The 21,595-nt window shown below is 46.2% G+C and carries 19 protein-coding genes; 10 read left to right on the top strand and 9 right to left on the bottom strand.

The window, feature by feature from the left end; genetic code table 11:
- Nucleotides 1-2: 2 nt before the first annotated feature.
- Genes ACRD7P_RS18515 through ACRD7P_RS18495 form a run of 5 tightly spaced genes read left to right on the top strand, consistent with a single transcriptional unit; the run spans nucleotide 3 to nucleotide 6,774 of the window.
- Nucleotides 3-2,309, top strand: coding sequence for a glycoside hydrolase family 65 protein (locus ACRD7P_RS18515; RefSeq protein ID WP_430909204.1), 2,307 nt, complete (start codon nucleotides 3-5; stop codon nucleotides 2,307-2,309).
- A gap of 1 nt (nucleotide 2,310) precedes the next feature.
- Nucleotides 2,311-4,176 (top strand): alpha-amylase family glycosyl hydrolase, encoded by a 1,866-nt coding sequence (locus ACRD7P_RS18510; RefSeq protein ID WP_430909203.1) that lies wholly within the window; start codon nucleotides 2,311-2,313, stop codon nucleotides 4,174-4,176.
- Nucleotides 4,177-4,183: 7 nt separating this feature from the next.
- Nucleotides 4,184-4,933 carry a glycerophosphodiester phosphodiesterase gene (locus tag ACRD7P_RS18505; RefSeq protein ID WP_430909202.1) on the top strand — a complete coding sequence of 250 codons (750 nt, stop codon included), beginning with the start codon at nucleotides 4,184-4,186 and terminating at the stop codon, nucleotides 4,931-4,933.
- Nucleotides 4,934-4,946: 13 nt separating this feature from the next.
- Nucleotides 4,947-6,233: an NAD(P)/FAD-dependent oxidoreductase gene (locus ACRD7P_RS18500; protein WP_430909201.1), complete on the top strand. Its 1,287-nt coding sequence runs from the start codon at nucleotides 4,947-4,949 to the stop codon at nucleotides 6,231-6,233.
- Nucleotide 6,234: 1 nt separating this feature from the next.
- Nucleotides 6,235-6,774, top strand: a complete 540-nt coding sequence (locus tag ACRD7P_RS18495; protein ID WP_430909200.1) for a DUF1697 domain-containing protein — start codon at nucleotides 6,235-6,237, stop codon at nucleotides 6,772-6,774.
- A 53-nt stretch (nucleotides 6,775-6,827) separates the two neighbouring features.
- Here ACRD7P_RS18495 and ACRD7P_RS18490 read toward each other — a convergent pair whose 3' ends face one another.
- Nucleotides 6,828-7,301 (bottom strand): TspO/MBR family protein, encoded by a 474-nt coding sequence (locus ACRD7P_RS18490; RefSeq protein ID WP_430909221.1) that lies wholly within the window; start codon nucleotides 7,299-7,301, stop codon nucleotides 6,828-6,830.
- 165 nt (nucleotides 7,302-7,466) lie between these two features.
- On the opposite strand from ACRD7P_RS18490, the gene ACRD7P_RS18485 reads away from it, so the two are divergent.
- From ACRD7P_RS18485 to ACRD7P_RS18470, 4 genes are all read left to right on the top strand, one after another.
- A complete protein-coding gene (locus ACRD7P_RS18485; RefSeq protein ID WP_430909199.1) occupies nucleotides 7,467-8,573 on the top strand; it encodes a diphosphomevalonate/mevalonate 3,5-bisphosphate decarboxylase family protein in 1,107 nt (368 codons plus the stop codon).
- 161 nt (nucleotides 8,574-8,734) lie between these two features.
- Complete coding sequence (locus tag ACRD7P_RS18480; RefSeq protein ID WP_430909198.1) at nucleotides 8,735-9,673, top strand: mevalonate kinase family protein; 939 nt, start codon at nucleotides 8,735-8,737, stop codon at nucleotides 9,671-9,673.
- A gap of 10 nt (nucleotides 9,674-9,683) precedes the next feature.
- Nucleotides 9,684-10,604 (top strand): geranylgeranylglycerol-phosphate geranylgeranyltransferase, encoded by a 921-nt coding sequence (locus tag ACRD7P_RS18475; protein ID WP_430909197.1) that lies wholly within the window; start codon nucleotides 9,684-9,686, stop codon nucleotides 10,602-10,604.
- Nucleotides 10,589-11,539 carry a carbon-nitrogen hydrolase family protein gene (locus tag ACRD7P_RS18470; protein ID WP_430909195.1) on the top strand — a complete coding sequence of 317 codons (951 nt, stop codon included), beginning with the start codon at nucleotides 10,589-10,591 and terminating at the stop codon, nucleotides 11,537-11,539. Before ACRD7P_RS18475 ends, ACRD7P_RS18470 begins: the two co-directional genes overlap by 16 nt.
- Before the next feature lie 14 nt (nucleotides 11,540-11,553).
- On the opposite strand, the gene ACRD7P_RS18465 is transcribed toward ACRD7P_RS18470, so the two are convergent.
- Complete coding sequence (locus tag ACRD7P_RS18465) at nucleotides 11,554-12,684, bottom strand: hypothetical protein (RefSeq protein WP_430909194.1); 1,131 nt, start codon at nucleotides 12,682-12,684, stop codon at nucleotides 11,554-11,556.
- Between the two features lie 331 nt (nucleotides 12,685-13,015).
- Between ACRD7P_RS18465 and ACRD7P_RS18460 the strand changes: the two genes are divergently transcribed.
- Nucleotides 13,016-13,858: a pseudouridine synthase gene (locus ACRD7P_RS18460; RefSeq protein WP_430909193.1), complete on the top strand. Its 843-nt coding sequence runs from the start codon at nucleotides 13,016-13,018 to the stop codon at nucleotides 13,856-13,858.
- Nucleotides 13,859-13,980: 122 nt separating this feature from the next.
- Here ACRD7P_RS18460 and argH read toward each other — a convergent pair whose 3' ends face one another.
- The 7 genes from argH to ACRD7P_RS18425 all read right to left on the bottom strand — a co-directional run bounded on the left by argH (nucleotide 13,981) and on the right by ACRD7P_RS18425 (nucleotide 21,334).
- Nucleotides 13,981-15,258 carry an argininosuccinate lyase gene (gene argH / locus ACRD7P_RS18455; protein ID WP_430909191.1) on the bottom strand — a complete coding sequence of 426 codons (1,278 nt, stop codon included), beginning with the start codon at nucleotides 15,256-15,258 and terminating at the stop codon, nucleotides 13,981-13,983.
- A 148-nt stretch (nucleotides 15,259-15,406) separates the two neighbouring features.
- Nucleotides 15,407-16,474: a M20 family metallo-hydrolase gene (locus tag ACRD7P_RS18450; RefSeq protein WP_430909189.1), complete on the bottom strand. Its 1,068-nt coding sequence runs from the start codon at nucleotides 16,472-16,474 to the stop codon at nucleotides 15,407-15,409.
- A 1-nt stretch (nucleotide 16,475) separates the two neighbouring features.
- Nucleotides 16,476-17,255 (bottom strand): acetylglutamate kinase, encoded by a 780-nt coding sequence (gene argB / locus ACRD7P_RS18445; protein ID WP_430909187.1) that lies wholly within the window; start codon nucleotides 17,253-17,255, stop codon nucleotides 16,476-16,478.
- Nucleotides 17,256-17,285: 30 nt separating this feature from the next.
- Nucleotides 17,286-18,227, bottom strand: a complete 942-nt coding sequence (locus ACRD7P_RS18440; protein WP_430909186.1) for an N-acetylornithine carbamoyltransferase — start codon at nucleotides 18,225-18,227, stop codon at nucleotides 17,286-17,288.
- Complete coding sequence (gene proB / locus ACRD7P_RS18435) at nucleotides 18,224-18,991, bottom strand: glutamate 5-kinase (RefSeq protein ID WP_430909185.1); 768 nt, start codon at nucleotides 18,989-18,991, stop codon at nucleotides 18,224-18,226. Before proB ends, ACRD7P_RS18440 begins: the two co-directional genes overlap by 4 nt.
- Nucleotides 18,992-19,010: 19 nt before the next feature.
- Nucleotides 19,011-20,210, bottom strand: coding sequence for a glutamate-5-semialdehyde dehydrogenase (locus ACRD7P_RS18430; protein WP_430909184.1), 1,200 nt, complete (start codon nucleotides 20,208-20,210; stop codon nucleotides 19,011-19,013).
- Nucleotides 20,207-21,334, bottom strand: a complete 1,128-nt coding sequence (locus tag ACRD7P_RS18425; RefSeq protein WP_430909183.1) for an aspartate aminotransferase family protein — start codon at nucleotides 21,332-21,334, stop codon at nucleotides 20,207-20,209. Before ACRD7P_RS18425 ends, ACRD7P_RS18430 begins: the two co-directional genes overlap by 4 nt.
- Nucleotides 21,335-21,595: the final 261 nt, after the last annotated feature.

Genomic DNA, 21,595 nt, shown 5'->3' with positions numbered 1-21,595 from the left:
GTATGAATCAAGACTATATAAAAGCGGATGCTTGGAGTATCATAGAAGAGGGGTTCGATAAGGAACAGGTAAAATCGTCGGAAAGTTTGTTCAGTATCGGTAACGGTGCCATGGGGCAACGTGCCAATTTTGAGGAACGGTATTCCGGTGATACCTTCCAAGGAAGTTACATTGCAGGTGTCTATTACCCTGATAAAACCCGTGTGGGTTGGTGGAAGAACGGCTACCCCGAATACTTCGCAAAAGTACTGAATGCCCCCAACTGGATCGGAATAGATGTGGTAGTGAACGGAACCGCTTTGGATCTGAACAGCTGTACGGAGATTTCGGATTTCCGAAGGGAGCTCAATATGAAAGAGGGATGGTATTCCCGTACTTTTCGGGCCACATTGCCGAACGGCATTGCGGTGCAAGTAGCGGTAACCCGTTTTTTAAGTTTGGAAATCGATGAAATAGGGGCGATCGCCTTTGAGGTAACCCCTTTGAATGACGATGTTGAGGTGGTCTTTGAACCGTATTTGGATAGTGGTATCAAAAATCATGATACCAATTGGGACGATCAGTTTTGGAACACCACCAAGGTAACTTCTATTGGAGCGCAGGCCTTTATCGCCGCGCATACCATGAAAACGAACTTTGACACCTGTACCTTTATGGAGTCCAAGGTGTATTACAACGGGCGCCATACGGACACTCCTTCCGAGAAAACCACTAAGGACACCTATGTTTCCCATCGCTATACCCAAAAGGTATCACAGGGCGGTACCGTGGCGTTGCATAAATTTGGAGGGTACACCGTTTCTCGAAACCATGGAACGGGCGATTTGATCGAAGCGGCACAAGAAGCCCTTCAAAAGGCGACCGAATTGGGTTTTGAGTCCCTTTTAGAACTACAGCGCAACGCGTGGGCGACCATATGGGAAATGAGCGATATTACCATATCGGGGGATGTTAAGGCGCAACAAGGTATCCGGTTCAATATTTTTCAACTCAATCAAACCTATCTCGGTACCGACAGCCGTTTGAACATTGGCCCAAAAGGGTTTACCGGGGAAAAGTATGGGGGAAGTACCTACTGGGATACCGAAGCCTATTGCATACCGTTCTACATGGCCACCAAGGACCAAAAAGTGGCCCGTAACCTGTTGCAATATCGGTACAACCATTTGCAAAAGGCCATTGAAAATGCCGAAAAGCTCGGCTTTTCCAATGGTGCGGCCCTATATCCTATGGTAACCATGAACGGGGAGGAGTGCCATAACGAATGGGAAATCACCTTTGAGGAAATACATCGGAACGGCGCCATAGCATTTGCCATTTACAACTATTACCGCTTTACGGGCGACTATTCCTATATTTCGGAAATGGGACTGGAAGTGCTTATCGGTATCGCCCGTTTTTGGCAGCAAAGGGCTACCTTTTCCAAGGATAAGGACCAATATGTAATTCTTGGCGTAACCGGTCCGAACGAGTATGAAAACAATGTGAACAATAATTGGTATACCAATTATACGGCAAAATGGTGTATTTCCTACGCTTTGGAACAATTGCAAAAAGTAAAGGAAGAATACGCCCAAGACCATGCGCGTATCGTTACAAAAACCGGCATCACCGATTCGGAGACCGCTTTAATGAAAGAGGTTGCGGACAACATGTACTTCCCAAGATCGAAGGAGCACGATGTATTTTTACAGCAGGACGGGTTTTTGGATAAAGAACTGATTACCGTTGCCGATCTGGATAAAACACAACGGCCCATCAACCAGAAATGGAGTTGGGACCGAATTCTGCGATCGCCCTACATCAAACAGGCCGATGTGCTACAGGGCTTTTATTTCTTCGAAGACCATTTTACCGTTGAAGATCTGGAAAAACACTTCGATTTTTATGAACCCTTTACCGTACACGAGTCCTCGCTGTCGCCTTGCGTGCACAGTATTCAAGCGGCGAAGTTAGATCGAATGGACCAGGCGTATGAATTTTACCTCCGAACGTCGCGTTTAGATCTTGACGATTACAACAAGGAGGTGGAAGAAGGCTTGCATATTACTTCAATGGCCGGTACCTGGATGAGTATCGTAGAAGGGTTTGGCGGCATGCGGATTGTTGACGATATGCTGTCCTTTGCCCCTAAAATTCCGGAGCAATGGGAGTCCTATTCGTTCAAGGTAAATTTTCGCGATCAAATCGTAAAAGTAATGGTCGAAAACCAAGAGGCCAGCTTTACCTTGGAAGGAACCCGGCCGTTGACCATACTATTGCACGGGAAACCTTTACATTTGAACCCGGAAGAAGTATCCACCCTGTAATATGGGACGGCAACTAGGATACATGGTGCTGTTGGGCTGTATACTGGCCTTGGGCTGTAAAACCGAAAAAGACAAGATGCAAAAGGAAGTTCCCGGCAAAAAAAAGCAGGTCGTTTACCAAGTGTTTACCCGTTTGTTCGGAAATACCAATACCGCCAACATCCCATGGGGAACCTTGGAAGAAAACGGGGTCGGTAAGTTTTCCGACTTTACCGAGAAGGCCTTACAGGAAATAAAGGCAATGGGCGTCACCCATATTTGGTATACCGGTGTGCCGCACCACGATGTCATTACCGATTATACGGAATACGGAATTTCCAATGACGACCCCGATATCGTAAAAGGTCGGGCAGGCTCCCCGTATGCCGTTAAGGATTACTACAACGTAAATCCCGATTTGGCCGAGAACCCTGCAGAACGACTTGCCGAGTTTGAAGCCCTGATCCAAAGAACGCACAAGGCGGGATTAAAGTTGTTGATCGATATCGTACCCAACCATGTCGCCCGAAATTACGAAGGTACTTCCACTCCCGAAGGTCTGGAACCTTTCGGTGCCAAGGATGATACCGGAGTAGCATACGCTAGGGACAATGATTTTTATTACATTCCCGATACCGTTTTTCAAGTGCCGGAATGGCGTAACGGCTATCGCCCACTTGGAGGGAAACCGCACCCCTTGGCAGATGATCGATTCAATGAAATTCCTGCCAAATGGACCGGAAACGGTTCCCGGTTGGCACGGCCCGATAGTAACGATTGGTACGAGACGGTAAAAATAAATTATGGGGTACGGCCCGATGGCAGCTATGATTTTGACGTGCTTCCCGATGGATACGACACCGAAAATGTAGCGGCACACTACCAATTTTGGTCGGATAAAAAGGTGCCGGGATCCTGGGTGAAGTTCAAGGATATCGCATTGTACTGGTTGGACAAGGGAGTGGATGGGTTTCGGTTCGATATGGCCGAAATGGTTCCCGTGGAATTTTGGTCCTACATGAACTCCCATATCAAAAATATAAACCCCGAAGCTTTTTTATTGGCCGAAGTATATAACCCCGCAGAGTATCGAAATTATATTAAAAAGGGGAAAATGGATTATCTGTACGATAAGGTGGAAATGTACGATTCCCTAAAACATATCATGCAGGGCCATGGGTGGACGGACCATATTCCCGTGGTCAAGAGAAATACGGAGGACATCGAACACCACCTTTTGCATTTTTTGGAAAACCATGACGAGCAACGAATCGCCAGTCCCGATTTTGCCGGGGACGCACAAAGGGGAAAACCGGCCATGGTGGTTTCCGCTACCATGACCACCGCCCCGATCATGATCTATTTTGGTCAGGAAGTAGGGGAGCCCGCAGCGGAAGATGCCGGGTTCGGAAAACCCACAAGAACTTCTATTTTCGATTACATCGGGGTTCCGCACCATCAGCGATGGGTGAATAACAAAGCGTTCGATGGCGGACAGCTACACGAAAACGAAAAAGCGCTACGGGATTTTTACAAGCGTCTCTTGAACGTTACCCTTCAGAGCAGTGCATTGATGGGAGCCTATCAAGAACTTCATTTTTTTAACAAGGACCATACGGCCGGTTATGATCACCGGTTGCTTTCCTATGCCCGATGGTCTTCGGAAGAAAAGTTAATCGTGCTGTCCAATTTTGACGCCGAGAAGTCATATGACCTCGAATTTAAAGTGCCGGGCGACCTTCTTAAAAAATGGGATATGGCGGAGGGTACCTATGAAGTTGAAGATGCGCTGTATCACGGAAAAAACGAACTTGTCGTTGCTGACGGGGTCGGAAAGATCACCGTACAGATCGCTCCCCTGGAATCCTTTATTTTTACCATTAAATAAGTAACTTATGGGCAGGTATGCACATTGGGTCATTGCCGCCGTATTCACATTAAACAGTTGTATGGACGTACATCGACCATTGGTTATCGGACATCGTGGTGCTATGGGGCACGAAACGGAAAATACCCTGGCCTCCGTGCAAAAAGCATTGGATCTGGGTGTGGACGGCATCGAAATCGATGTGTTTCGCATTGCCACCGGGGAAACCGTTGTTTTTCACGATGACACGGTCGACGACCTGACCGATGGTACCGGAGAAATTGAGGAATATACCCTAAAGAACCTTCAAAAATTGACCTTGGAAGGTGGGCATTCCATTCCGCTTCTGGAAGCGGTGATGCAGCTTATCGACAACAAGGTACTGCTCAATATAGAGCTAAAAGGTGCGGGCACCGCAAAAGAAGTACACCGTATCGTAAAAGTGTTTGAAAAAGACCACGGATGGGATGCCCAAAATATCATTATCTCTAGTTTTAACTGGGACGAACTACGGGATATGAGAACAATCGATTCCGAAATTGCCATCGCCGTGTTGACCGAAGAAAATCCGCTGGATGCCATTGCCGTCGCGAAGACCCTGGGTGCAGTGGCCATAAATCCTGATTTTACCACACTGGATCTAGAAATCTGCAATACCATCAGGGATGCTGGGTTTAAGATCTATACCTGGACCGTTAATACCGACAACCACATCAATGGCGCCAAACGATGGGGCGTAGACGGCATCATCACTAACTATCCCGAAAGGGTTCGATAATGGACTGTTCCAAATGAGTACAAAGTACGATGTAATCGTTGTTGGCGGCGGGGCGGCGGGCTTTTATGCGGCCATTCATATTGCATCGGGAAATAACGGTTTAAAGGTCGCGATCTTGGAGCGGGGAAAGAACGTACTCGCAAAAGTAAAAGTTTCCGGTGGAGGACGTTGTAACGTTACCCATGCCGAGTTCGACCCCGGAACATTGGTCAAAAACTATCCGAGAGGGGAAAAAGAGCTGCTCGGGCCTTTTCACACCTACTGCACGGGCGATACTATGGCCTTTTTTGAAGAACGTGGGGTTCCCTTAAAAATTGAGGAGGATGGAAGAATGTTTCCGGTTTCCGACAGCTCCCAGAGCATTATCGATTGCTTTACGGGCGAAGCCGACCGTTTGGGGGTACAGGTTTTAAAACACAGTTCGGTAACCGATATCGTCCAGCTCGGGGATAATGGAAATCCGATTTGGGAGATTACGACCATCAAACATGCCTATACTACCAAAAAAATTGTGATGGCCACAGGGAGCAATCCAAAGATTTGGACGGTATTGAAAAACTTGGGACATACGATCGTAGCGCCCACCCCTTCCTTGTTTACCTTTAATATAAAGGACGAACGCATTAATGGAATTCCGGGTTTGAGTACGCCGGCCCGAGTGTCCATCATGGTGAAACGGGTATTCAACCCCAACATTACCATTACCTTGCGTAGCCAAAAGGCAACGGAAACGCTACTGGAGGAAGAAGGCCCCGTGTTGATTACCCATTGGGGGCTTAGTGGTCCCGCGATCTTACGACTGTCGGCATGGGGCGCAAAGGTTTTGAACGAGTACGGGTATCGGTTTAAAATACGCGTAAACTGGCTTCCCGATTTTAATCCGGCGCAGGTGCTTCCCTATCTGATGAAGATAAAGGAAGTGGAAGCAAAAAAAACGGTACTGCGTACAAAAGCGGTAAACGTACCGAGAAGATTATGGACCAACTTGGTGCAAAGCGCAGGACTGGAACGAACGACAACCTGGGCGGATGTGTCCAAAGTACAATTGCAAAATTTAGCGGAGCAACTAACGGCCTGTACGTTTCAGGTAGACGGCAAAAGTACTTTTAAAGAGGAGTTCGTTACCGCCGGCGGTGTCGATTTAAAGGAAGTCAACTTTAAGACCATGGAGAGCAAGCTGTTGAAAAACATTTATTTCGCGGGAGAGATCATGAACGTGGACGCCATAACCGGCGGCTTCAATTTTCAAAATGCTTGGACAAGTGCCTACGTGGCGGCCCAGGCAATTGTAAAGCGTTGAGATGGAAACCTATATTGCACTATTAAGGGGGATAAACGTTGGAGGGCATAAGCGCGTTCCCATGGCGGAACTGAGAACGCTTTTTGCCAAATTGGGGTATGCCGATGCAATTACCTATATCCAGAGCGGAAATGTTGTTTTTAACGGACCCTTGTCGAATGAAGGGCAATTGTCCGCTACCCTTGAAATGGGAATAAAGAAAACCTTTGGTTTTGACGTTCCGGTGCTTTTGCGCAGCAAGGGGAAGTTGCGCAGTATGATGACCGAAAATCCGTTTGTCGGTGCCTCCAATTTTACGGAATCCCAAATGTATTACCTCTTGCTGAAACAATGGCCCACCGTTTCTTTTTCGGTACTCGAAAAAGCAGCCTATCCCAATGAAAAGTTTGCGCTGGGAACGGATTGTTTGTACCTCTACTGTACTAAGGGATACGGGAACGCCAAACTGAATGCCGCCGTTCTGGAAAGAAAATTAAAAGTTGAGGTCACGGCACGCAATCATAAAACCATGCAAAAAATACTGGAGCTTTCCGGAGTGTAACGGTCCGTGCATGGTAAAATCAATATTCTTTTGCGGAACGATAGGCGCCAGGATCAATTCAATACCCATATCTTATAATTGAGAAGGGCGGCGAAACAAACCCATGCCAGATAGGGAATAAGCAACAACGCTGCGAGTTTGCTCACTACATTGAACCATCGTATGGTCAGTAATAGCGCTCCGATCAAAACGATAATGATAAGGAACGCCCAAAAAGGTTCCCGTAAACCAAAGAAAATAATGCTCCAACTTGCGTTTAGAAGCAATTGGAATCCAAAATGGTACAATGCGGTTTTTACCCACCTGTGGTAAAACCCTTTTGCCCAAACGATTCCCGCGGCAATGCCCATCATACAGTAAAGTGCCGTCCATACCGGGGCAAACAGGTAGTTCGGGGGGTTAAAACTGGGCTTGTTCAAGGTAACGTACCAGGTGCCGACCGAACTTTGCGTGGCAAAACCGGACAAAAACCCGACCGCCAGGCAGATGATAACGGAAATAACGATATAAAGTAGCTTGTTTTTCAGTTTTTGCCTTTTAAACGATTCGTGCTGTCTGGCAAGGACTTGATTTGCCTTCAACTCGGTTCCATAGATAGCCAATTTACCTTTACCTTAACTAAGGTAAGATTTATTTTAGGGACCGCTAGCGAAGAACAGCTTAAAAACTATCTTTGCAAAAAATGATTTTTCATGATCGCTACCGACTTTATTCCCTCGGCATATTCCCAAGAAAAGCGGGAAGGGACCGTAATCTGGAAATCTCCTAGTAATATTGCTTTAGTAAAGTACTGGGGTAAAATGGAAAATCAGATTCCGGCAAATCCGTCGATAAGCTTCACCTTAAATGCCGCAGCTACAACAACGGCGCTTACCTATAAAAGAAAAAATGCCCCGGCCGCATCTTTTGATTTTGATCTACTGTTCGAAGGTGAAGAGAAGCCGGACTTTCACCCGAAAATCGCCCAGTTTTTTGAGCGGATTTATCCGTACCTGCCTTTTTTAAAACAATACCGATTCAAAATAGAAAGTTCAAACTCCTTCCCGCATAGTAGCGGCATCGCTTCATCGGCAAGTAGCATGTCCGCCTTGGCGCTCTGTTTGGTGGATTTGGAACGTGAACTGTGTCCTGAAATGGAGGACAGTTATTTTAAGCGTAAAGCATCTTTTTTGTCCCGCTTAGGATCGGGAAGCGCGTGCAGGAGCATTGATGGGCCTTTGGTGCAGTGGGGCTTACATTCGAGATTTGAAGGAAGTTCCGATCTTTTTGGGATTCCCCATACGGATGTGATCCATCCTGTTTTTGAAAACTATATGGATACTATTTTGTTGGTGGACAAAGGTCAAAAGCAAGTGAGTAGCAGCGTTGGACATCAGTTGATGGAGGGCCATGCCTTTGCATCGTCACGATTTGAACAGGCGAACGCTAACCTTAGTAGACTCAAGGATGTTTTGGCTACGGGTGATTTATCGGCGTTTATCAATATCGTCGAAAACGAGGCGTTAACGCTCCATGCGATGATGATGACAAGTGTCCCTTACTTTATTTTAATGAAACCCAATACCTTGGAAATCATTAATCGGATTTGGGAGTTTCGAAAAAGCACTGATATCCCGGTAGGTTTTACCTTGGATGCCGGCGCGAACGTTCATGTGCTGTATCCCGAAAAGGACAAAAAAGCGGTCTACGATTTTATAAAGGATGCGCTTTTGACCTATTGCGAAAAAGGAGATCACCTTTGCGATGCGGTAGGGCAGGGTGCCAAAAAAGTGGGCAATATAGAAAATCGGGATACGTAATTTAAAATGGGAGCGTTCCTATAGTAACCAATAAACGACCGTATAACGAGCTGAGTCGTATATGAGCGCAATTTTGTTTATCTTTAACAGGTAATTGTTGAACAATTTTGTAAATTCGTAAAACAAAACCAAGGGTTTTGCCCTTGTCGCAGTACCAAACAATGAAAGGACCATTATTTTACTCAAAAATTCTTCTTTTTGGAGAATATGGCATTATCAAGGATTCCAAAGGGCTATCCATTCCCTATAACTTTTTTAAGGGAGCCTTAAAGTCGGATGCGAACGCCGACGATAACGCTAAAACATCTAATCGTGCCCTTCGGGATTATGTTCGATATCTTGAAGGTATGCAGCAGGAGTTTCCCGATTTGGTGAACTTTGATATGGAGGCCATGGAGCGCGATGTGGAACAGGGAATGTATTTTGACAGTTCAATTCCGCAGGGATATGGTGTAGGGAGTAGCGGGGCATTGGTTGCCGCTATTTATGATAAGTATGCCAATGATAAGATTACCGTATTGGAAAACCTTACCCGGGAGAAACTGTTGAAATTGAAACGGGTTTTCGGAAAAATGGAGTCTTTTTTCCATGGAAAATCTTCCGGATTAGATCCGTTGAACAGCTATTTGAGCCTGCCCATTTTAATCAATTCCAAAGACAATATAGAGTCGACCAGTATTCCTTCGCAGAATACTGATGGTAAAGGTGCCGTATTTCTTTTGGACAGTGGGGTAACCGGTGAAACGGCCCCTATGGTACAGATTTTTATGGAAAAAATGAAGCAGGAAGGCTTCCGAAGCATGCTAAAGGACCAATTTATAAAACATACCGATGCCTGTGTTGACGATTTTGTAGGAGGAAATTTCAAATCCCTTTTTGGAAACCTCAAACAATTATCAAACGTAGTGTTGGACAACTTTAAACCGATGATACCTGCCAAGTTCCATGACCTTTGGAAAAATGGTATCGACACCAACGATTATTACTTAAAACTTTGCGGTTCCGGTGGAGGTGGCTATATTCTCGGATTCACCCAAGATATCGAAAAAGCAAAAAAAGCGTTGAAGGACTACAATTTAGAGGTGGTATACAACTTCTAATCAAAAATTCATGCTCAGCAGAAAGAATAGGCTCTTACTTTTAAAAGTATTGAGCCTTTTTTCGGTCGTTAGGGGGTATAATGTGCTCATAATCTTGGTAGCACAGTATTTGGCCTCCATATTTATTTTATCGCCGGACCTGCCTTTGGGTAAAATTATTTTTGACCTCAATCTCTTTTTCATCGTTTTGGCCTCTTCCCTGGTTATCGCAAGCGGCTATATCATCAATAATTTTTACGATGCGGAAAAAGACTTGATCAACAAACCCCGCAAGAGTATGTTAGATCGCTTGGTTAGCCAGCGGTTTAAATTGACGACCTACTTTTTGCTCAATTTGCTGGCCGTTTTTGTCGCCAGTTATGTATCCTTCAGGGCGGTGCTGTTCTTCTCCGCGTATATTTTTGGAATATGGCTGTATTCGCATAAGTTGAAAAAAGTACCGTTTGTCGGTAATGTCGTTTCCGTAACCCTGTCTATTGCTCCTTTTTTTGCGGTTTTTGTGTACTACAAAAATTTTCAGACCGACATTTTCGTTCACGCCCTTTTTCTTTTTTGTTTAATGTTGGCACGGGAAATTATCAAAGACCTGGAAAATATTGCCGGTGACCTGGCCCACGGGTATCGTACCATACCCATCATTTACGGTACGGTAATCTCTAAGGTGGTCATCACCGTTGTCGTTTTGTTGACCTTGCTTCCCTCATGGTTGTTGATCGAAAATTTTAATGTCGGTCGAATGGATTATTATTTTAAGGCATGCATGGGCGTACTCCTACTTTTTTTGGTTTTGTTATGGCGTTCCAATACAAAAAAGGAGTATGTTTGGTTGCATAACATTTTAAAACTCATTATTGTTTTTGGAGTGTTCAGTATTGTTTTAATAGACCTAGATCTCGTTATAGACCGATTGCGTATATGGAAAATCACTTAAAGGTAGCCCTAGCTCAAATTACACCCGTTTGGTTCGACAAAAAAGGAACCCTACATAAAATTGAGGAGCATGTAATTGCCGCTGCGGCCGAAGGTGCCGAGCTTATCGTTTTTGGAGAGGCATTGCTGCCCGGATATCCCTTTTGGTTGGCATGGACCGAGGGCGCCAAATGGGATTTGAAGGTAAACAAGGAACTGCATGCGCATTATGTGCGCAATTCCATACAGATCGAGGCCGGAGAGCTTAATGGGCTATGTGCATTGGCCAAAAAGCACGGAATCGCCATTTATTTGGGAATGATGGAACGTCCTAAAGATCGGGGCGGACATAGCATTTACTGTTCCTTGGTGTATATCGACCCGACCGGTTCAATAAAGTCCGTACATCGCAAACTACAGCCTACCTACGACGAACGGTTGACATGGGCTCCGGGCGACGGAAATGGACTTCAAGTACACCCGCTCAAGCAATTTACCGTAGGCGGCCTCAATTGTTGGGAAAACTGGATGCCGTTGCCCCGCGCCGCCTTGTACGGCCAGGGTGAAAATCTGCATGTTGCCGTATGGCCGGGCAGTAATCATAATACCAAGGATATTACCCGTTTTATAGCAAGGGAGTCGCGCAGTTTTGTGCTGTCCGTTTCGTCGTTGATGACAAAAGCGGCCTTCCCCGAAAACACGCCACACCTTGCGCAACTTAAAGAAAACGCTCCCGAGGTATTGGCCAATGGCGGTAGTTGTATCGCCGGACCCGATGGGGAATGGATCGTGGAACCCGTGCTCCATACCGAAGGGTTGATCTATGAAACCTTGGATTTTAACCGCGTTTATGAGGAACGGCAAAACTTTGATCCGGTGGGCCATTATTCGCGACCCGATGTTACCCGTTTATCCGTAAATCGGGAACGGCAGTCTACCATTGAACTTCGGGACTAAAAAATATCCTTTTTCTACTCAATGGTGGAGTTGGTAACCTCGATTGGAGTATCATCATGCATGGAAATGCTGGGATGAACGGGATACCAGCTGCCTCCGATATTGTTCCGAATTACCGAATTGTCTATTCTGATGTTACCGGAATGATCGTTGCTTACGAAAAAAATGGATGATCCATGCGTATTCACCTCGTTCCGCTCGATGGAAGTTCCCAAAACGGTCAGTGTCATCGTATTGCCGTCGTTGTAGATCGCTCCACCGCTGCCACCGCCCGGTGTTCCGGACTGTGATGGGTTTCCTCCATTGCCGATTGCGGTGTTGTGCGAAAAAAGACTGTTGACAATGGTCCACGAAACACCAATACTACTGATGGCCCCTCCGTTGGAACCGGAATTACCGTATCCCTCGCCGCCGCCGAACGTACTGTTAACGATGTAAACGGGTAGATTTTCGTATTGGCTAAAAACGCGAATTGCACCGCCTCCAACATCCGGTCCCGTGCCTGCGCACACATTGTTAAAGAAACGGCAGTTTACCGCCTTGAATCTGCCTCCCCGTACCCATATGGCCCCTCCTCCGTCATATTCGGTTTCACCAATGGAGTTCCCGTCCGCAAACGTAATGTTCTGCACGGTTAGTCGAGGATGGTCCTGATTTTGGCAATGTGCCGTGGTCCAGCCCTGGTCTTGATCGCAGGTATTCATATAAAGGATTCTTGATGCACCGCCACCGCTCAACGTAATTAATCCGCCGCCGTCGATAACCACTTCGTCATTTGCCGCGTTCACCACTTTTGCCGTCCTGTCCATGGTTATGGTAAGCGGATCGGCACCACAGTCGAATGTTATTTTACCACCTTTGGCCACGGCATCGATTACGGCATCGCAATCGCAGCTTTCCGGCGTACCATTTCCGATAATGGTGTCAGGATCGGTTACATCCTCTAGCCCTGCTTCCAAGGGTATTGTAGCGTTCCCGTCCGGGTTTCCTGCGGCCGGTCCGTTTTCAGGGTTTTCCAATGGATTGTTAACGGCTACGGTCTCACCGGAAGTATCCCCTTTGGAGCACCCTAGTAACGATACCACTATTAAAATGGTAACAAAGAGCGAGTAGAATGGATGTCTTTTTATGATAGTGGCTTTCATGCGGTATGGTATTGCTTGTGGCTATATAACGTTGGTGGATCGGAATAATTGCAGTAGTTCAAGGGACTAAAAACGAACATGCCAATGATTTTGGGACGACCATTTATGACGAGTTTCGATGGTGTTCGATACTGTGGGCGAGGTCGGTAGAATTCCTATGACCTTGGATTCTCATAAGCTTAGGAGGTGCCATAACAGAACGGAATTCCAAACACCTATTGGAATACAAATGCCCTTCTGTTTTCGGCTTTGGAATGGCTCGTTTTAATTAGCAGTTGGTATTCTAGTGTCTACGCCACCGAAAACATTACCTTTGCCAAAAAATAGACACATGGCCAAGTCGGGTTCGTTCAAAAATAAAAAACAGTCGGGAAAAAAGGGTGCGCCCCGGGAGAGAACGTTCGTAAAAGGGAAGGTTTCCGATAAAAAACGAGTGCAGCCACCGGCCGCCGAATCCAATCCCGATGTAATGCGTTTAAACCGTTATATCGCCAATTCGGGGGTATGTTCGCGTAGGGAGGCCGATATCTATATCGCTGCGGGCAGTGTAACCGTAAACGGAAAACCGGTTACAGAAATGGGATTCAAGGTGAAGCGTACCGATGAGGTGAAATTTGACGGCCGTTTGCTGAACCCCGCCAAACGCGAATATGTTTTGTTGAACAAGCCAAAGGATTTTGCCGTAACCGGTAGAAACGAACGTGGACAGCGTACCGCGCTTTCCCTCATTTCGCAAGCCTCTAAATCGGAATTGAAGCCCGTTGGGAAATTGGACAAACCGAGTATGGGGCTGCAACTGTTCACCAATGACGGAGAATTGAGCAAACGCCTGAACAGTCCAAAGAACGGACTGCGTAAAATTTATCATATCGAATTGACCAAGCCACTTCGCAGTATGGATCTTAAGAAAATTCAGGAAGGATTAGCGGTGGATGATAAGGTGGTAAAAGTACAGGAAATCAGTTTTGTAGAAAAAGCCCCGAAGACCGAGGTCGGCATTGAAATTTATAGCAGTAGAAATAATATTGTAAGAAGAATCTTTGAAACCTTGGAATACGAAATCGTAAAAATGGACCGTGTGGTATACGCCGGTCTGACCAAGAAGGACCTGCCTAGGGGCCACTGGCGCTATTTGACCGATCAAGAGGTCATTAACCTGGGAATGATCAATTGATCGTTTCTTTTAGAACGGACTACTCTTTTACCGTAATCCTATTTTCTCCTTCGGGCCGTACCGAAAAAGGAAGATGAAGCTGCTGCACGCGGTTTTGCCAATAGGTCATTTGATATTTTCCGTTATCCCTCCTTCATTTTATTTCGGATTTCGTCCAAACACAGGTTTCCTAAACTTCCTTCATGGGTATGCACAGTGTCTCGTTTGGGTACAAAGGTACCCGCTTGGATCTCTTGCCCCATCTTTTTATAAGCATCCCGAAAAGGCATGCCATTTTGCACCAACTCGTTCAAGGTATCCACGCTAAAAAGATAATCGTATTTGGAATGGTCCAATATCGTATCGTTTACCCGTATTTCCTTTAAGCTAAAGGTCAGTATCTCCAAACAGGCCTTCATATCCTGAATGGCCGGAACAATAATTTCCTTTACCAGTTGTAGGTCGCGATGGTAGCCGCTGGGCAAATTATTGATGACCAAGGTCAGCTGGTTCGGAATGGATTGCAGCTTGTTGCACTTGCCGCGAACCAGTTCAAAAACATCCGGATTTTTCTTGTGGGGCATGATGCTGGAACCCGTGGTCAGTTCGTCGGGGAAGGAGATAAAGTCAAAATTCTGACTCATATACAAACAGATGTCCATGGCCATTTTGGAGAGTGTTGCGGCGATGTTGGCCAGTCCGAATGCAGTGGCCTTCTCCACTTTTCCGCGACCCATTTGTGCGGCGACCACATTGTATTTCATGGTTTCAAAACCCATCTCACGAGTGGTCAGCGTTCGGTCTATAGGGAACGAACTACCATAACCCGCGGCACTGCCCAAAGGGTTTTGATCGGCAACCTTATAAGCGGCCTCTACGAAATAGAGGTCGTCGATCAGACTTTCGGCATAGGCCGAAAACCAAAGTCCGAAAGAGGAGGGCATGGCAATTTGCAGGTGGGTATACCCGGGCAGCAGAACCGCTTTATGGGTTTCCGCCAAATCCAACAATAATTCGAACAACGCTTTTGTCTGTTCCTTGATCTCCGTGAGCTCGTCCTTAAGGTACAAGTGCATGGCCACTAAAACCTGATCATTTCGGGAGCGGGCGGTGTGGATTTTTTTTCCGGTATCGCCCAATTTCTCGGTAAGGAGGTATTCAATTTTAGAGTGCATATCCTCAAAAGAATCCTCTATTACAAAGGTGCCCTTAGCAATGGTATCGGCAATGGCGTCCAATTCCCGCAACAGGTCTTCCGTTTCCTCACCTTGGAGTATTCCTATGGAACCTAACATTTTTGCATGTGCCTTGGAAGCGATGACGTCGTATTTGGCCAACAGCAAATCGAGTTCACGGTCGTTCCCTACCGTAAAATGGTCTATTTTTTGATCGGTGCTAAAGCCTTTGTCCCAAAGTTTCATGTGTTTATATTTAATGTTTTTTAATGGTCACATGTAATTCGCCAATAATCATTTCGCTTGGTATCAAGAATTGTTATGGCTCATGTCATATGTTCAAGTTCATGTTCAAAAATCAAGTACCGGAGTACCCGGTATCCGCGTTGGTGTTTTATTGTTTGAGAAATCCTTTTAAAATCTGAATATACAGATCGATTCCTTCCGTTATTTCATCTACGTAAATATATTCATCCGCCGAGTGCGAACGGGTACTGTCCCCAGGGCCCAATTTTAGCGATTGACAGCTGAGCGCGGCCTGATCTGAAAGGGTAGGGGAGCCGTAAGTAGTTCTTCCCAAGGCCAAGCCCGAACGCACCAAAGGATGGTCTTTATCAATTTTAGAGGAATTCAGTTTTAATCCTCGCTCCTGTAGTTCACAGGGTGCCTCCGCTTTTAACAAGTTTGCCATTTCCTGGTTCGTGTACGCATCGTTGACCCGTACGTCGATCACCAAATTTACTTGGGCGGGCACCACGTTGTGCTGGGTACCCGCATTGATTTGGGTAACGGTCATTTTTACGTCCCCCAAGGCCTCGGAACTTTTTTCGAAGCGGTAATTTTTAAACCATTCCAAAACGGAGATAGTATTGTAAATGGAATTGTCGGTGTTGGGGTGCGCGGCATGCGAAGGGGTTCCCTTTACCGTACCATCGAACACCACTAGTCCTTTTTCGGCAATGGCCAACTGCATTAGGGTAGGTTCCCCAACAATGGCGACAGCTATGCTGGGCAATTTTGGAAGCAGTCCCCTTAAACTGTTCGGACCCGCATTTTCTTCCTCCATGGAGGCCACCATAAGAATGTTATGGCCCAAGTTTTCGTCGGCATAAAAATGAACGAAGGTTGCCAATAACGATACCAAGGCCCCACCGGCATCATTACTGCCCAGGCCATACAATTTCCCGTCCTCGATATGCGGATGAAAAGGGTCTTTTGTATAGGCTTTGTTCGGCTTTACCGTATCGTGATGCGAATTTAGCAAGAGTGTGGGCCTGTCGTCTTGCCAATGTTTGTTTTTTGCAATGATGTTGTTGTGTACCCGTTCAAAGGGGATATCAAAATCCCTGAGCCAGTTTCCTATGGCATCGGCCGTTTTATCCTCTTCGGAAGAAAACGATTGTATGGAAATCAATGTCTTTAGAAGGGAAAGTGCCTTTTCTGTAAGTGCTGTTTGGGTCATATTAAAAGGTAATGGTCGTAAACTTGTTTTGAGTATCCGCAATCATTGCGGTGTCTCCGATACATACTTTTGTTACGCCCCTTTCCAGGGCATGAAAGCAGTTGTCCAATTTCGGTATCATTCCGTCGGCAACCACGCCTTCGGCCCTATATCGGGTGTAAGATCGGTTATCCAACTGTTCGATGACCGAATTTTCGTCATCGATATCTTTTAGTACACCCTTTTTTTCAAAACAGTAATAGAGCGTGGTGGTGTAAAAACGACTCATATGAATGGCGAGCTCCGCCGCAATGGTATCTGCATTGGTATTGAGCAACTGTCCGTGACCGTCGTGGGTAAGTGCACAAAAAACAGGACTCAGATCCGCTTTCAAGAGTTGGGATACCGTTTTGGTGGCCACGCCGTCAATATCTCCTACAAAGCCGTAGTCAATGTCGGTTACCGGTCGTTTGTGCGCCTGTATCAGGTTGGCATCCGTACCGCTCAATCCAATGGCATTGCAGCCGTTTGCCTGCAGTTTGGCTACAATTTTTTTGTTCGTGAGCCCGGCATACACCATGGTGATCACCTCTAGGCTTTGGGCATCGGTAATGCGCCTTCCCTGCACCATTTTTGAAGGAATACCCAATTTTGCCGCAAGCTCGGTCGCTAGGGCGCCGCCGCCATGCACCAGTATTTTATGCCCTTTGATCGCGGCAAACCGTTTTAGGAAGGTCGCTAACTCGGTATCATTGCCGATAACGTTCCCCCCGATTTTTACTACGGATACTAATGGTTTCATAGGATACTTATGGTTTAATGCCAAATGCTTTTAAGATCGGCCCTCTTCTAAAATTTTCTTTAAAACGATCTGGGCGGCATAGGTACGGTTGTTGGCCTGGGAAATGGTCAGCGATCGGTCGCTATCCATAACGGCATCGGCCACCACAACGTTTCTGCGTACCGGAAGGCAATGCATAAAAAAGGCTTTTCCCAACTTTTCTTCGGTGATCATCCAATCGGGGTCTTGGTTCAGCACGGCACCATAATCGGTGAAACTGCTCCAGTTTTTTACGTATACAAAATCGGCCCCTTTCAATGCTTCTTGTTGGTCATGGGTACTCTGTACGCCTTGGGTTATGTTAGGGTCGAGGGCATATCCTTCGGGGTGGGCAATGACGAAATCGGCTTCCTGATGCCGCATCATTTCAACAAAGGAGTTCACCACGGCATGCGGGAGGGCCTTGGGATGCGGTGCCCAAGAAAGTACCACCTTGGGCCGGACCGTTTTTTGGTTTTCGGCAATGGTAATGGCATCGGCCAGGGCCTGAAGCGGATGCCCTACCGAACTTTCCATATTCACTACCGGTACCGTAGCATATTTTTTAAAGCCGTTCAACACAATTTCCGCTTGGTCTTTTTCTTTGTCTTCCAAACCGGCGAATGCACGAATGGCAACAATATCGCAAAACTGGGATACTACTTGTGCCGCTTCCTTGATATGCTCGGCCTTTCCCTGGTCCATTATGGTACCGTCCTCGAATTCAAGGGCCCATCCTTCACCCCCAAAATTCATGACCATCGTGTCCATGCCCAGGTTCATCGCAGCTTTTTGGGTGCTCAATCGTGTGCGCAGACTGTTGTTGAAAAATAAAAGGCATAAGGTTTTTCCCGTTCCAAGGGCCTTATGGGCCAAAGGGTCCGATTTTAATTTTCTGGCCTCGTTTACCCAGGTGGGCAAATGGTCGATAGCTGCTAGGGAAAGATAATTCATGTCGTACTTATTTTGGTGTGCTTTGCGTTTCCGTTCAAACTGTCGATGATAAAATTCTCCTTTAAACCGTTTACGATCCAGGTGGCTATCCCCGCATTTTGGGCAATGGTGGCCGCTTCGATCTTGGATTGCATTCCTCCCGTACCATGAGACGATTTTTCCGAACTGATTTCCTGTTGTAATGCGTTAATGTCCGTAACCGTATCGATAGTTGCCGGATGTTTTTCGGCAAGGGATTTTTTGGTATAGATGCCATCGGTATTGGTCGCGATCATCAATAGGTCTACCTGCAATAATGCCGCGGTCAGTGCAGCGAGCTTGTCATTGTCCCCGAACTGTATTTCGGCAGTAGAAACGGTATCGTTTTCATTGATGATCGGAATACAGTTGTTTGCCACCAAAACGTTGATGGTATTCCGAATGTTGGCTTTGGAGTCGGGTTGTTCAAAGTCGGCATAGGATAGTAGGCATTGAGAGGTAAACAGTCCCAACTCCCTAAAATTTTCTTGAAAAATTCGCATCAAATGGGGTTGCCCTATTGCCGCTAAAGCCTGTTTTACATTAATTTCTTCTCCATTGTGTTCCAATTTTACAAACTGTTTTGCAGCGGCGATGGCCCCTGAACTCACAATGATGAATTCATAATCATCTTTAAGTTTGGCAATCTGTCTACCGATATCCTCGATTTTTCCGCGGGAGATATGGTCGGTTTCCTTGGTCAGGGTATTGGACCCTACTTTCAACAATATTCTTTTTTTTACCATGCTACACCTTTATACAATATCAGTTCCTGGTTTGTCCGTTTCCGGTGACGTACCATTTATTAGTGACCAAATGTTGCAGTCCGATAGGACCTCTTTGATGTAGTTTATCGGTACTGATGGCCAATTCCCCACCGAGTCCGAACTGTCCCCCATCCGTAAAACGGGTAGATGCGTTGTGATACACAGCAGCGGTATCGACAGCGGTCATAAAGGTATCGGCCTTTTCAGCGTCTGCGGTAATGATCGCTGCGGAATGCCCACCTCCAAAAGTGTTGATTTTGTCGATTGCGGAATACACATCGGGTACTTGACCGATTACGATTTTATAATCCAAAAACTCTTCATACCACATCGCTTCATCGGGCAATGGGGTTGTCCCTTCCAGATCGATAAGCTGGTCCGCTGCAAAGAGGGTCACCTTTCTTTTTTTCAATTCTTGTATCAGCTGCATTAAAAACTCCTGTTTTCTGGGAAGGTCCGCGGCAATAAGTACCTTATCCAAGGCATTACAAGCCGATATTTTTGTGGTTTTTGCATTGATAATGATGTCCAGTGCCATTTCCAGATCCGCTTCGCCATCTACATACACGAAATTATTGCCTCGTCCGCTTACGATTACCGGACAGCTGGCGTTTTCTTTTACAAAGGCGATAAGCCGCTCCCCGCCACGGGGCACGATGAGATCTACCCGCTGTGTCGGGTTTTGAAGAAACGCTTGGGTTTGCGTACGATCGAACCGGAGGTACTGTACCCAGTCGGTTGCGCAGCCTACCTCTTTAAGTGCGCGGTGCCATAGGCCAATCAACACCAGATTACTGTTGAGCGATTCCTTTCCTCCTTTGAGCAGAATTTTGTTTCCCGATTTAAACGCGATTCCCGCAGCTTCTATGGTAACATCGGGCCGGGATTCATAAATGATCAATACCGTGCCAAAAGGGGCCGTTTTGTTGCTGACTTCCATTCCATTTTCATGGGTAAAGGCAAAACGCTCCACACCCAAAGGATCTGCCGCTGCCGCCAATTGCTGCAAAGAGGTCGCCATGCCTTTTATTTTTTCATCGTCTACCTTTAACCGGTCGCGCATGGCAATATCGTTCCCACTGTAGGCGTCCAGGTCTTTTTTATTGGCTTCGAGAAGCTCGGGAGCCGCACCCGTAACGAGTTGTGCCATTAACAACAATACGTTGTTCCGTTCTGCTAGTTGTAGTTGTTTGTTCACCGTAGCGCTTTTTTTAAGGCGTTAAAAAATATATCGATCTGTGCTTCTTTAATGTTTAGGGCCGGCAAAATGCGCAACACCTTTTTGTTTTTGGCACCACCGGTAAAAATACGATGGTCGTAAATCAATTTCTTGCGGAGTTCGCCCACTTCAAAGTCAAATTCAAGCCCCAACATTAATCCACGACCCTTAATTTTTGTTACCTGTGGAAACATTGCGGCCTTTTCAAAAAAGTACTTGCCAATCCGTTCCGCATTGGAGATAAGGTTTTCCTGTTCCAACACTTCCAATACGGCCAAGGTTGCCGTACAGGCCAAATGGTTTCCTCCGAAGGTGGTACCGAGCATTCCATATTTTGCGGGAATGTCGTTATGGATAAGGACTCCTCCAACGGGAAAGCCGTTGCCCATGCCCTTTGCAATACTGATAACGTCCGGTTGAATGCCGTGATGCTGAAACGCAAAAAACTTCCCGCTTCTACCGAAACCGGACTGTACTTCGTCAGCGATTAGAATCACTTGGTTCGCTTTGCACAACCGGGCCACGTTTTGGTAAAACGCGGTGGTAGGTTCGTCCAACCCGCCTACGCCTTGTATGGCCTCTAAAATTACCGCGCAAACATCTCCTTTTTCAATTTCTTTTTGAAAGGTTTCGAGCTGATCTAGCGGTACGATCGTTACTTTTTGCTGCTGGTTGATCGGGGCATTGATACTGGCATTATCGGTTGCGGCAACAGCGGCAGAGGTACGTCCGTGAAATCCATTTTTGAAGGCGATAATCCTTGATTTTCCGGTTTGGAACGAGGCGATCTTTAAAGCATTTTCGTTGGCCTCCGCCCCGGAATTACAAAGAAACAGGTTGTAATCCGGACAGTCGGAAAGGACTCCCAATTTTTGCGCCAATTGCTCTTGCAATGGATTTTTTACGGCATTGCTATAGAAACCGATCTGATCGAGCTGCGCTTTAAGCCGCTTGATGTAATGCGGGTGGGAGTGGCCAATGGAGATTACGGCATGTCCGCCATAAAAATCCCAATATTCCTTGCCCTTATCGTCGGTAACGACCATTCCCTCAGCGGAAACGGGGGTTACGTTGTACAAAGGGTATACGTCAAATAGGTTCATAATTCAAATTCAAGTTCAAGTGTCAAATTCAAGATTATCGAATGTGGTCGCTATTGTATTTGTGTTTGACATTTGTATTTTCTAACTCTTTTATTCAAGTATCAAGTACAAGATTATCGAATGTGATCGGCTATTGTATTTGTGTTTGACATTTGTATTTTGTTTTTTTCTAACTACTAACTACTAACTACTAACTACTAACTACTAACTACTAACTACTAACTACTAACTACTAACTACTAACTACTAACTACTAACTAC

This window comes from Maribacter sp. 2-571, assembly GCF_050589625.1.
Classification (GTDB): Bacteria; Bacteroidota; Bacteroidia; order Flavobacteriales; family Flavobacteriaceae; genus Pelagihabitans.
Note: the sequence above shows the minus strand (reverse complement) of the source record. Positions and strands in the feature narration are given on the sequence as shown.

Excerpts from the sequence above, each read along its gene's own strand:
- ACRD7P_RS18515 (WP_430909204.1), top strand. The coding sequence starts at position 3 with ATGAATCAAGACTATATAAAAGCGGATGCTTGGAGTATCATAGAAGAG.
- ACRD7P_RS18510 (WP_430909203.1), top strand. The coding sequence starts at position 2,311 with ATGGGACGGCAACTAGGATACATGGTGCTGTTGGGCTGTATACTGGCC.
- ACRD7P_RS18505 (WP_430909202.1), top strand. The coding sequence starts at position 4,184 with ATGGGCAGGTATGCACATTGGGTCATTGCCGCCGTATTCACATTAAAC.
- ACRD7P_RS18500 (WP_430909201.1), top strand. The coding sequence starts at position 4,947 with ATGAGTACAAAGTACGATGTAATCGTTGTTGGCGGCGGGGCGGCGGGC.
- ACRD7P_RS18495 (WP_430909200.1), top strand. The coding sequence starts at position 6,235 with ATGGAAACCTATATTGCACTATTAAGGGGGATAAACGTTGGAGGGCAT.
- ACRD7P_RS18485 (WP_430909199.1), top strand. The coding sequence starts at position 7,467 with ATGATCGCTACCGACTTTATTCCCTCGGCATATTCCCAAGAAAAGCGG.
- ACRD7P_RS18480 (WP_430909198.1), top strand. The coding sequence starts at position 8,735 with ATGAAAGGACCATTATTTTACTCAAAAATTCTTCTTTTTGGAGAATAT.
- ACRD7P_RS18475 (WP_430909197.1), top strand. The coding sequence starts at position 9,684 with ATGCTCAGCAGAAAGAATAGGCTCTTACTTTTAAAAGTATTGAGCCTT.
- ACRD7P_RS18470 (WP_430909195.1), top strand. The coding sequence starts at position 10,589 with ATGGAAAATCACTTAAAGGTAGCCCTAGCTCAAATTACACCCGTTTGG.
- ACRD7P_RS18465 (WP_430909194.1), bottom strand. The coding sequence starts at position 12,684 with ATGAAAGCCACTATCATAAAAAGACATCCATTCTACTCGCTCTTTGTT.
- ACRD7P_RS18460 (WP_430909193.1), top strand. The coding sequence starts at position 13,016 with ATGGCCAAGTCGGGTTCGTTCAAAAATAAAAAACAGTCGGGAAAAAAG.
- argH (WP_430909191.1), bottom strand. The coding sequence starts at position 15,258 with ATGAAACTTTGGGACAAAGGCTTTAGCACCGATCAAAAAATAGACCAT.
- ACRD7P_RS18450 (WP_430909189.1), bottom strand. The coding sequence starts at position 16,474 with ATGACCCAAACAGCACTTACAGAAAAGGCACTTTCCCTTCTAAAGACA.
- argB (WP_430909187.1), bottom strand. The coding sequence starts at position 17,255 with ATGAAACCATTAGTATCCGTAGTAAAAATCGGGGGGAACGTTATCGGC.
- ACRD7P_RS18440 (WP_430909186.1), bottom strand. The coding sequence starts at position 18,227 with ATGAATTATCTTTCCCTAGCAGCTATCGACCATTTGCCCACCTGGGTA.
- proB (WP_430909185.1), bottom strand. The coding sequence starts at position 18,991 with ATGGTAAAAAAAAGAATATTGTTGAAAGTAGGGTCCAATACCCTGACC.
- ACRD7P_RS18425 (WP_430909183.1), bottom strand. The coding sequence starts at position 21,334 with ATGAACCTATTTGACGTATACCCTTTGTACAACGTAACCCCCGTTTCC.